Raw genomic sequence first — 10,337 nt, forward strand, 5'->3', positions numbered from 1 at the left:
CCCGTTTTTTAAAACCCAAAGAGTAACTCATGCCGACTTTCACCACCCGCCCCGAAATCACCGGCACCTTCGGTGTCGTCACTTCCACCCACTGGATCGCAAGCGCCGTCGGCATGAGCATCCTGGAAAAAGGCGGCAATGCCTTTGACGCCGCCGTTGCGACCGGGCTTGTGCTGCAGGTTCTGGAGCCGCATCTGAACGGCCCGGCCGGCGATTTGCCGGTGATCTTCCACAAGGCCGGAACCGGCGAAACCAAGGTCGTTTGCGGCCAGGGACCTGCCCCGGCGGGAGCCACCATCGATCATTACAAGGCGGAAGGGCTGGATCTCATTCCGGGCAACGGCCTGCTGTCGACCGTCATTCCCGGTGCCTTCGACGGCTGGATGCTGATGCTGCGCGACCACGGCACGTTGAGCCTGCGCGATGTGCTGGAGCCTGCGATCTATTACGCTGAAAACGGCCAGCCCATGTTGCCGGGTGCAGCGGCGACCATCGGCGGGCTGAAGGACTTCTTCCAGACAGAATGGCCGACGTCCTTCGAGACCTGGGTGCCTGGCGGAAACGTTCCGGAAGCCGGCGAGATGTTCAAGAACCCGGTTCTGGCCCAGACCTGGACCCGGCTCTTGAGCGAAGCGGAAACCCAATCCGGCCGCGAGAAGCAGATCGACGCGGCACGGGACTGTTTCTACCGCGGCTTCATTGCCGAGGAGATAGCGGCCTTCCTGGAAACCGCCGAGGTGATGGACGGCTCGGGCACCAAGCACAAGGGTGTGCTGACCGCCGACGATCTGGCAACCTGGAGCGCGACTTACGAAGATCCGCTCCTGAGCGACTATCACGACTGGACCGTTGCCAAGACCGGCCCATGGGGACAGGGGCCTGTGCTGCTGCAGGCGCTGGCGCTTCTGAAAGGCTTCGACATCGGCGCTATGGAGCCGGCTGGTGCCGACTTCGTCCACCATGTGACCGAAGCCATGAAGCTCGCCTATGCGGACCGCGAGGTCTATTACGGCGATCCCGCTTTTGTTGACGTTCCGATGAGCACGCTGCTGTCGGACGACTACAACGATGCGCGGCGCAAACTGATTTCCGACACCGCGTCCTTCGACCTGCGCCCCGGCGTTCTGCCGGGCTTTGAGGATCAGGTCGCTGCCAACATGGCCGTGATCGAGCGCGCAGGCATTGCCAACACGGGACTTTACGAACCGACGATGGCGCATCTTTCCGAGCGGCGGGGCGACACGGTTCATCTCGACATCATCGACCGCTGGGGCAACATGGTTGCCGCGACCCCGTCCGGCGGCTGGCTGCAATCCTCTCCGATCATTCCCGCGCTCGGCTTCTGCCTGAATTCCCGCGCGCAGATGTTCTGGCTGGAAGACGGCCTGCCGACCAGCCTGGCGCCCGGCAAACGCCCACGCACCACGCTGACGCCGAGCCTAGCCTTCCATGAAGGGCGACCGGCGATGGTGTTCGGCACACCAGGCGGCGACCAGCAGGACCAGTGGCAGCTTTCCCTGTTCCTGCGGCTGGTGCATCACGGCCTCAACCTGCAGGAAGCCATCGATCTGCCGCTGTTCCACACCACCCATTTCCCGACGTCGTTCCACCCGCGCCAACGCCAGCCGGGGCACGTGATGGCGGAAGGCAATTTCAGCTCAGAGACAATCAATCTGCTGCGGGCCCGCGGGCATTCGGTGGAAGTTTCCGGCAACTGGACCATCGGCCGGCTGACCGCCGCCAAGCGCAGCGCTGACGGCGTCCTGAAGGCAGCGGCAACCCCGCGCCTGATGCAGGCCTACGCGATCGGTCGATAGACGGCACCACAGCCCCGCCGATGTCTTGCACCTATCGGCACCGGCGGGGCTTTCAAACCCGTGCGAAGAGCTCCCTGAGGGCTTCGGCGTCGATCGCCCGGCAAACCGCACCTGCGGGCCTTGCGGTTGGCGTGTCTTCGGCCGCCAGCATGGCGTTGAGGACAGCTTCCTCGATTGCCTCCACCGCAGCCATGTAGACCGGATCGAGCAGATCGTCGTTCAGCGACACCATGGATTTCCACGGCCCGCTAAGCTGCGGCAGATCCATTTCATTGGCCGTGCTGAAAGCAAGGAAAATGTCGCCGGAGCTGTTGCCGCCCGGCGTTCCGCCCCGGCCAATGCCGATGGTCGCGCGGCGGGCCAGACGGTCGAGCTGAGAAGGTAGCAGCGGCAGATCCGTTGCGATGATCACGATGATCGAGCCACGCTCCGCCTTGAAGCCCGGCAACCGGTCTTCCATCATCTGTTCCCCGACGGACTGTCCCAGCACCTTGAACCATGGCCGAAGACCGTGGTTCGCCTGCACAAGAACCCCGAGCGTGTGGGGCTTGCCACCTGCCTCGATACGGCGTGAGGCGGTGCCCGTTCCTCCCTTGAACTCGTAGCAGATCATGCCGGCACCACCGCCGACATTGCCTTCGGCAGGCGGATTGGATGTCGCGTTTTCGAGGGCTTTTGCCGCGTGTTCCGGCCGCACATGCAGGCCATTGATGTCGTTCAGGACACCGTCATATGTTTCCGCGACAACCGGCATCGCCCAAAGGTGGTTGTTCTCCCAGGCATCGCGATAGGTATCGACCATCCAGCGCACGGCGGCCTCGTGCGCAGCGCCTACGCTGTGCGTATTGGTGATCAGGATCGGGCCGGTGAAATAACCCGCGTCCTTGACCCAGTGACTGCCGGTCATTTCACCGTTGCCGTTGAGCGCATGCAGCCCCGCCCACACCGGACGCGGTGTCGATGTCCGCCCCCTGGGCAGGATTGCCGTGACGCCGGTCTGCACGGGAAGACCGTTGCTCGCGAGCGCAGGTGTCAGCCTTGAGGAAAGCGTTTCATAGCCAACAAGCACACCTTCGACATCGGTAATCGCGTTTTGCGGACCCGGAGTGCCCGGCATGGGAAGTCCCAGGTCGCGGGCACGTTTGGAGTTATGTTTCTGCGTCATTTCTTGCGGGACCGCATGTAGAGGCCAACGGATGCGATGATGAACGAAAACACCAGCATGACCGTGGCAATTGCATTGATTTCCGGTTTGATGCCCCTGCGCAGCATCCCGTAGATGTGAACAGGCAGGGTCGTGGAATCGACGCCGGAGATGAAATAGGTGATCACCAGATCATCCATCGAGATGATGAAGGCGAGCATCGCGCCGCCGATGACACCCGGTGCGATCAGTGGCAGGGTCACCCGCCGGAATGTCGTCCAGCCATCGGCCCCCAGATCCGCCGATGCCTCTTCCAGGCTGTCGTCCATATCCGCGATGCGGGCGCTGACCACGATGAACACGTAACTGCTGAGGAACGTGCAGTGGCCGATGATGATCGTGTGCAGGCCAAGACCGAAGCCGAAGGACACGAAGAAGATCAACAGTGCGATGCCGAGGATGATGTCGGGCATGATCATCGGCATGAACAGAAGGGCCCGGTAGAAATTCTTGAGGCGGAACCTGAAGCGGGCGACCGCCAGCGCAACCGACGTTCCGAGCACCGTCGACACCGCCGTCGTGATAAGGGCTACCGTCAGGCTGTTCAGGACCGCGTTATAGAGCTGATCGGTTGATTCCACATAAAGCGTCAGCTCGTTCAGTTCCGTTGGGAAGCCGAAGATCGTGCGGTACCAGTCGAAGGTAAACCCCTGCCAGATCATCATGTTGACCGGGTTGGAGTTGAACGAGAACACCGTGATCAACAGGATCGGCACGTAGATGAAGACCAGAAACAGCCATCCGTAGACCGACAGGAACAGGTTTCGCCAGGAAATCTTGCGCCTCATGCAGCAACCTCCTCTGCCACCTTCGATCCGCCGGAGCGCCGCTCTTCACGGGTAACAATGCGGATATAGTAGAGCAGCAGGACCAGGACGGCGGCCATCACCATCATTCCGAGCGCCGCTCCGAAGGGCCAGTTGCGCGCCGACAGGAATTGCTGCTCGATCAGATTGCCGATCATGACCACCTTTGCCCCGCCCAGAAGCGAGGGGACGATGAAATTGCCGAGGCTCGGGATGAAGACGATGATCGAGCCGCCAACGATGCCTGGCAGGGTCATTGGCAGGATCACGCGAAAAAATGTCTGAAGCCGGTTGGCGCCCAGGTCCTGCGAGGCTTCGATCAGGCTGTGGTCCAGCTTTTCGATGCTGGCATAGAGCGGCAGGAACATGAACGGCACGAACACATAGACCATGCCGATGACCACCGCCGTGCCTGTGAAGATGATTTCCAGCGGCTGATCGATCAGTCCGAGGCCTATCAGCGCCTGGTTGAAGAAACCGGTCGGCCTCAGGATCAGGACCCACGCGAACAGACGCACGATCAGGCTGATGAAGAAAGGCAGCGTGATCAGGAAGATGACCAGGTTTTTCATCCTGTCAGACATCCGCGACACCCAGAATGCGACCGGGTAACAGAGGATGAGGCTGAGCAAGACAGTGGTTGCCGCCAGTTTCACCGACCGCAGAAAGATCTCGATATAGACCGGGTCGAAGCGCTCGTACTTGGTGTCGGCCCAGCCCAGGATGCGGCCGTAGTTCAGGTGAAAGAATTTCCATTCAACGCCGCCATAAAGACCCGGTGTGAGCCAGGAATAGACGATCATGATGGCGAGCGGCCCGAGGAAGAAGACCGCGAGAAAGGCGGACGGTGGTAGCAAGAGGCCAAACAGCGTCAGCTTTCGCCTGTTTTCCAGTGTGTTGTGCCCCCTGCTCATGCCGGAGCTCCATTTCCAGGAATGAGGTGCACGGCATCATGCGGCACGAACAGCGAGGTCTGTTCGCCGATCGTGTGATGCGACGTGCCAGGTCCCGCCCGAAGCGATGCCCTGACCGGCGGCAACCCCTGGCAAGAAAGAACAAGACGGTAATCGGTACCGGCGAAAAAGCTCTCGCTGACCGTGCCCGAGATTTCGTGTCCCGCCCGCTCGCCAGAACCGCTTTGCCCCAGGTCCGCCAGAAGGTTTTCCGGCCGGATCAACACCTTTGCCGGATCGCCCCGCTTCAGGCCGTTTACCGGACAATCGCGTATGACGGTACCATCGGTCAGAACGACGTCGCAACGCGTACCGGCAACCGAAACCACTGTCGCGTCCAGGAGGTTGCTTTCGCCGATGAAGCGGGCAACGAATTCGTTCGCCGGACGTCGGTAGAGCTCTTCAGGCGCATCCAGTTGCTGGATGTTGCCGCCGTTCAGCACCGCGATCCGGTCGGACATAACCAGCGCTTCTTCCTGATCGTGGGTGACGAAGATGAACGAGATGCCAAGTTCGTGCTGCAGGGTCTTCAGCTCCTGCTGCATCTTGTGGCGCAGGTTCTTGTCGAGTGCCGACAGGGGTTCATCCAGCAGAAGAATTTTTGGTCGCGCCACAAGCGAACGGGCAAGGGCCACTCGCTGTTGCTGCCCACCGGAAAGCTGGCCGATCTTGCGCGCGCCCATTCCGGCAAGGCCGACAAGCTCAAGCATGCTGCCGACACGCTGTCTGATTTCCGCTTTCGCGACGCCTCTAACCTCGAGGCTGTAGGCAACGTTCCGTTGCACCGACAGGTGCGGGAACAGGGCATATCTTTGAAAGACGGTGTTGACCGGTCGTTTGTGTGCCGGCTGATCCGATACCGGTTGGCCGTCTATGTAGATCTCGCCACCGTCGAGATCCTCAAACCCGCTGACCGCCCTCAGCAAGGTGGTCTTGCCGCAGCCCGACGGGCCAAGCAGCGTCAGAAACTCGTTGTGAGCCACTGTCAGGGACACGTTGTCCAGTGCCCGGATGACGCCACCTTCCGGAGCCTGAAAGCTCTTGGAGGCGCTTTCGATCCTCAAAATTCCTTGCATTCTACCCCCTCGGAACGTCAGGCGACATGCGCGGCCCGTGGCCGCGCAGTCTGTTCGTGACGGTCGTCCGCATCCGCACTCATTGTGCCGTTTTGATGCGCGTCCATTCACTGTTGTAAAGCTGAAGGTCGCGGCCGAGGTCCACGAAGATCTGCAGCTTTTCCATCACGTCCTGAGGCGGGTAGATGCTTTCGTTGTTGGCAATTTCCGGCGGCAGGAGCTCCCGGGCCGGCAGGTTCGGGGTGCCATTCAGCTGCTGCTGTACGTTCAGCGCGGAAATTTCCGGCTGAAGATAGAATTGCAGGAACTTCTTTGCGTTGTCCTTGTTCGGTGCGCTGGCCAGGACGCAGATATCTTCCTGGTACATGGTCGCGCCTTCCTCCGGGATGACGTAGGCGAGCACATCCGGAGCCTGCTGCACGAAAATGTTCGCGCCGACATACCAGTGTGCCGCCGCCACATCGCCAGACTGGACCAGCGGAATGCTGTCGTAGGTAAAGGCGGTGACGTTCTTCTTGCGCTCCAGAATGTAATCTGCCGCGGCCTCGATCTCGGCTTCATCAGTGGAATTGACCGACGTGCCGTTCATGATGTGACCGATGCCGATGGTCTCGCGCAGATCGTCGAGAAGGATGATCTTCTCGCCCTTGTCAGCCAGGGCGAAGAAATCCTTCCATCCGGTCATTTCGGCCACTTTCTGCTTGTTGTAGGCGATGCCGACAGTGCCCCAGGCATACGGCAGACAATATTCCGCGTCCGGATCTGTCTTCGCGCGGATGAACTGCGGGTCGATGTTCTTGAAAGCCGGATCGCTGCCGATGCCGGTCTTTTCCAGCAAACCAAGCTGGAACATGATGTCGTGCATATGGACCGACGGGAACACGATATCGTAACCGGTGGCGCCGGCCTGGATCTTCGCAAGCATTTCCTCGTTGGAGCCATAGGTGTCCAGGTTGACCTTGATCCCTGTCTCCTCGGTAAATCTGGTCAGAACCTGCGGATTTATGTAGTCGCCCCAGTTGTAGAGATTCAGTTCTTCCTCGGCCTGCGCAGCACTGGCAACAGCCACCAGTGCCGCTGCGCCAAGTGTTGCCTTGGCAACTCTCTTCAGCGTGTTGTTAGTCATGGAACCCTCTGGTTTGCTGCCACGTTTCTGGGAGGTGAACGGGCTTGCGTCCAAAAGGAGATTGAATTATGACATTTCTGTCAAATGTTATTTTTCTGTCATTTTGGGAGCTGAAATGGAAGCCGGCTTCTCCTCCTTCCCTCAGGCGAAATTCGATGAATTCATCAAACGCTTGCAGGATGAAACACCCAAACTCCCCAAGCAGGAGGCCCGGCTTGCGCAGTTTGTCAGCCTGAATATTTCATCTCTCGGGCTGGAAACCGGAAAATCTCTCGCGGAAAAGGCGGGGGTTTCAGAGGTGACCGTCGGAAGGTTGCTGCGCCGGCTCGGCTGCGACGGCATGAAAGGGCTGAAGCAGCTGCTGCGCGAACATTATTCGGTCACCACGGCCTCCTTCGTCACCGACGGGGACATCCCTTTGCGGTTCGTTGAGACTCTGGAAGCCGAGGTCCAGGGACTGACCAACGTCTTCAACCAGACGCAAGGCGATAATTGGGAAGAGGTCAGCCGACTGGTTTCGACTTCCGAGACGATTTACGCCACGGGATTTCAGTCGATCCGGGGAACAGTGGAGGATTTCGCCCGCCGGATGGCGCTCGCGCGAAAGAATGTCCATTTCCTGTCCGCTCATGACGGCATGCTGGGCGAGTGGCTTGATCACGGTCCGGAAACGGCCGCCACAACATGCCTTATCCTGGTGGACGTCGTGCCCTATGCATCGGAATCGCTGAAGCTCGCCCGGCTGGCAAAGAGCCAGGGCCGATCAGTGATTGTGGTTTCGGACGAATATTGCCACTGGAGTAGGGAGATCGCCGATGCCGCCGTCTATGCGCCTTCCAGAACGGGCCTCTTTCTGGAATCGACAATCGGGATCGTTGCCGCGCTCAGCCTGATGGTCGACATTGCAGCCAGGGCCAACGAGACGACCTCGAGCCACCGTCTGGTACAATGGAAGGCGAATTCGAAGAAGCTCGGACTGTTCTAGCGTAGGGTCAGAACGTCGGCGGCGTACAGGCGCTGACAACGACACAGCGGCCGTTTCGCAGTGCCTTGAACCTGTGTGGGATCGAGCTCTTGAAGAGGTAGGCATCTCCCGGTCCGAGGACCTTTCTCTGCTCGCCGACGGTAACTTCGAGCCGTCCCTCAATGACGATACCGGCTTCCTCGCCCTCGTGGCTGAGCATGACCCGCCCTGTATCCGCACCCGCTTCATAAACTTCGTAAAGCATCTGAAGCTCGTGTCCGAAGAGGCTGTTGCCGACTTGCCTGTAGGAAATGTTGCCCTTGCCGATTTCGGTCAGCTCATCGACGCCGAAAAACACCTGCTCTTGCCGCTCCGGTTCATAGGCGAAGAACTCAGAAAGACCGATCGGTATACCGTCCAGAACACGTTTCAGCGCGCTCAGGGAGGTGTTGATCTTGGCCGCTTCCAGCTGAGAGATGAAACCGTTGGTGACACCGGCCCGTTTGGCCAATTCCCGCTGTGAATAGCCATGCGCTTCCCGGATCGCCCGCAGGCGCAATCCGACGTCGCGTGAGAAGTCATCGGTGTTTAGTGTGTTTATCATCCTAAACAGTTTCTCATTCAAAATGCGGCTTTTCAATGCCTTGATGTCTGCAAGAAACAGACTATTCGGCTTGTCAAAATCAGTGCTTTCTAGTGCGACCGACCGAGGAGGCGCACATGAACATCGTCAACAACAACACAGATATTCGATCCAACCAGCCGCTTGACGCTTACTGGATGCCGTTTACCGCGAACCGGCAGTTCAAGCAGTCTCCACGCATGCTGGTCTCGGCCAAGGGCATGCATTACCGCAGCGACGACGGCCGCAGCATTCTCGACGGCACTGCGGGCCTCTGGTGCTGCAATGCCGGACACGGTTATGAAGAGATCACCAATGCGGTCGCCCGGCAGCTGTCCGAACTGGACTACGCGCCCTCCTTCCAGATGGGCCATCCGATTGCCTTCGAATTTGCAGAACGTCTGAAGTCGGTTGCGCCGGAAGGCTTCAACCATGTCTTCTTTACCGGATCCGGGTCTGAATCCGTCGACACGGCATTGAAGATGGCGCTCGCCTATCACCGCGCCAGGGGCGACGCTTCCCGAACCCGGTTGATCGGTCGCGAACGCGGTTATCACGGTGTCGGCTTCGGAGGCATTTCCGTTGGCGGCATCGTCAACAACCGCCGCCATTTCGGGTCGCTCCTGACCGGTGTCGATCACTTGCCGCACACTCATGCTCCCGAACACAACAGCTTCAGCAAGGGGCAGCCGGAGTGGGGCGCACATCTTGCCGACGACCTGGAACGGATCGTTGCGCTACATGGTGCAGAGACGATCGCCGCGGTCATTGTCGAGCCAGTTGCAGGCTCCACAGGTGTGCTCATCCCGCCCAAGGGATATCTGGAACGGCTGCGTGCGATCTGCGACCGTCACGGTATCCTGTTGATATTCGATGAGGTCATCACCGGTTTCGGACGCCTTGGCGCCCCTTTCGCATCCGATTTCTTCGGCGTGAAACCGGATCTCTTTACCACTGCCAAGGGTCTTACCAACGGCGTCATTCCGATGGGAGCGGTCTTCGCGCAAGACGCGATCTATGAAGCCTTCATGGGCGGTCCGGCCGAAACAATCGAACTCTTCCACGGCTATACCTATTCCGGTCACCCGGTTGCCTGCGCCGCCGGCCTTGCCACGCTCGATATCTACGAAAAACATAAGCTTCTGACCCGTGGTTCGGAGATTTCAAACGCCTGGGAAGACCGTATCCATACGCTCAAGAGCGCCAAACACGTCAAGGACATCCGCACTGTTGGCGTCATTGCCGGCATTGAACTCAACTCCCGCGAGGACGCGCCCGGAAAACGTGCTTATGAGGTTTTCGTCAAGTGCTTCGAGGCGGGTTTGCTGATCCGCGTGACTGGCGACATCATCGCTCTTTCGCCTCCATTGATTGTAGAAGAAGGCCTGATTGACGAGATGGTGGAAACGCTGGGACAGGTCCTCTCCGAAACGGCCTAGGTTTCCGGTCTTCCGCCCAGCCCCCTTCATAATGGCAACAAAATACCCCGGTCAGGATATCTGCCGGGGTTATTTGTTTGTTTTGGTAAGTGGCTTTGAGCGTTTTTGTGCCAGTGCGTCGGGCGCAGCGCTCCTTGATGGGGCCGGGTCATGTCAAGATCCCTGCCGCGCTGTGATCCAACAAAAAAGGCCGCCCTATTGGGCGGCCTTTTTGTTTATTTGGTTGCGGGAGCAGGATTTGAACCTGCGACCTTCAGGTTATGAGCCTGACGAGCTACCGGGCTGCTCCATCCCGCGTTGTTTTTTTGTTTGTCCTTGGCGCGCTGCGCG

Annotated in this window: 9 protein-coding genes and 1 tRNA gene; 3 read left to right on the forward strand and 7 right to left on the reverse strand. The window is 59.4% G+C overall.

Annotation, left to right across the window (positions count from 1 at the left end; genetic code table 11):
• Positions 1 to 29 precede the first annotated feature (29 nt).
• The gene (locus HCG46_RS15060; RefSeq protein WP_168686642.1) at positions 30 to 1,817 is read left to right on the forward strand and encodes a gamma-glutamyltransferase family protein; all 1,788 of its coding nucleotides are present in this window, start codon (positions 30 to 32) and stop codon (positions 1,815 to 1,817) included.
• A gap of 52 nt (positions 1,818 to 1,869) precedes the next feature.
• Here the strand turns inward: HCG46_RS15060 and HCG46_RS15065 are convergent, their stop codons facing one another.
• The 5 genes from HCG46_RS15065 to HCG46_RS15085 form a co-directional block, all read right to left on the reverse strand.
• Complete coding sequence (locus tag HCG46_RS15065; RefSeq protein WP_168686643.1) at positions 1,870 to 2,982, reverse strand: P1 family peptidase; 1,113 nt, start codon at positions 2,980 to 2,982, stop codon at positions 1,870 to 1,872.
• Positions 2,979 to 3,809, reverse strand: a complete 831-nt coding sequence (locus HCG46_RS15070) for an ABC transporter permease (RefSeq protein ID WP_055656819.1) — start codon at positions 3,807 to 3,809, stop codon at positions 2,979 to 2,981. Before HCG46_RS15070 ends, HCG46_RS15065 begins: the two co-directional genes overlap by 4 nt.
• Positions 3,806 to 4,741, reverse strand: coding sequence for an ABC transporter permease (locus HCG46_RS15075; protein ID WP_168686644.1), 936 nt, complete (start codon positions 4,739 to 4,741; stop codon positions 3,806 to 3,808). Before HCG46_RS15075 ends, HCG46_RS15070 begins: the two co-directional genes overlap by 4 nt.
• Entirely contained in the window at positions 4,738 to 5,856 is a 1,119-nt protein-coding gene (locus HCG46_RS15080) for an ABC transporter ATP-binding protein (protein WP_168686645.1), read from the reverse strand. The genes HCG46_RS15075 and HCG46_RS15080 overlap by 4 nt, the downstream gene beginning before the upstream one ends.
• A gap of 79 nt (positions 5,857 to 5,935) precedes the next feature.
• On the reverse strand, positions 5,936 to 6,982 hold the full coding sequence (locus HCG46_RS15085; protein WP_152504981.1) for a spermidine/putrescine ABC transporter substrate-binding protein: 1,047 nt from the start codon (positions 6,980 to 6,982) through the stop codon (positions 5,936 to 5,938).
• 115 nt (positions 6,983 to 7,097) lie between these two features.
• Between HCG46_RS15085 and HCG46_RS15090 the strand changes: the two genes are divergently transcribed.
• On the forward strand, positions 7,098 to 7,967 hold the full coding sequence (locus HCG46_RS15090; RefSeq protein WP_168686646.1) for a MurR/RpiR family transcriptional regulator: 870 nt from the start codon (positions 7,098 to 7,100) through the stop codon (positions 7,965 to 7,967).
• 7 nt (positions 7,968 to 7,974) lie between these two features.
• On the opposite strand, the gene HCG46_RS15095 is transcribed toward HCG46_RS15090, so the two are convergent.
• A complete protein-coding gene (locus HCG46_RS15095) occupies positions 7,975 to 8,550 on the reverse strand; it encodes a cupin domain-containing protein (RefSeq protein WP_022999333.1) in 576 nt (191 codons plus the stop codon).
• 116 nt (positions 8,551 to 8,666) lie between these two features.
• Between HCG46_RS15095 and HCG46_RS15100 the strand changes: the two genes are divergently transcribed.
• Positions 8,667 to 10,007: an aspartate aminotransferase family protein gene (locus HCG46_RS15100; RefSeq protein ID WP_168686647.1), complete on the forward strand. Its 1,341-nt coding sequence runs from the start codon at positions 8,667 to 8,669 to the stop codon at positions 10,005 to 10,007.
• 220 nt (positions 10,008 to 10,227) lie between these two features.
• On the opposite strand, the gene HCG46_RS15105 is transcribed toward HCG46_RS15100, so the two are convergent.
• Positions 10,228 to 10,304: transfer RNA gene (locus tag HCG46_RS15105), tRNA-Met, on the reverse strand.
• Positions 10,305 to 10,337 lie beyond the last annotated feature (33 nt).

The sequence above is a fragment of the Labrenzia sp. PO1 genome (assembly GCF_012273635.1).
GTDB classification, from domain to species: Bacteria; Pseudomonadota; Alphaproteobacteria; order Rhizobiales; family Stappiaceae; genus Roseibium; species Roseibium algicola.

Excerpts from the sequence above, each read along its gene's own strand:
- HCG46_RS15060 (WP_168686642.1), top strand. The coding sequence starts at position 30 with ATGCCGACTTTCACCACCCGCCCCGAAATCACCGGCACCTTCGGTGTC.
- HCG46_RS15065 (WP_168686643.1), bottom strand. The coding sequence starts at position 2,982 with ATGACGCAGAAACATAACTCCAAACGTGCCCGCGACCTGGGACTTCCC.
- HCG46_RS15070 (WP_055656819.1), bottom strand. The coding sequence starts at position 3,809 with ATGAGGCGCAAGATTTCCTGGCGAAACCTGTTCCTGTCGGTCTACGGA.
- HCG46_RS15075 (WP_168686644.1), bottom strand. The coding sequence starts at position 4,741 with ATGAGCAGGGGGCACAACACACTGGAAAACAGGCGAAAGCTGACGCTG.
- HCG46_RS15080 (WP_168686645.1), bottom strand. The coding sequence starts at position 5,856 with ATGCAAGGAATTTTGAGGATCGAAAGCGCCTCCAAGAGCTTTCAGGCT.
- HCG46_RS15085 (WP_152504981.1), bottom strand. The coding sequence starts at position 6,982 with ATGACTAACAACACGCTGAAGAGAGTTGCCAAGGCAACACTTGGCGCA.
- HCG46_RS15090 (WP_168686646.1), top strand. The coding sequence starts at position 7,098 with ATGGAAGCCGGCTTCTCCTCCTTCCCTCAGGCGAAATTCGATGAATTC.
- HCG46_RS15095 (WP_022999333.1), bottom strand. The coding sequence starts at position 8,550 with ATGATAAACACACTAAACACCGATGACTTCTCACGCGACGTCGGATTG.
- HCG46_RS15100 (WP_168686647.1), top strand. The coding sequence starts at position 8,667 with ATGAACATCGTCAACAACAACACAGATATTCGATCCAACCAGCCGCTT.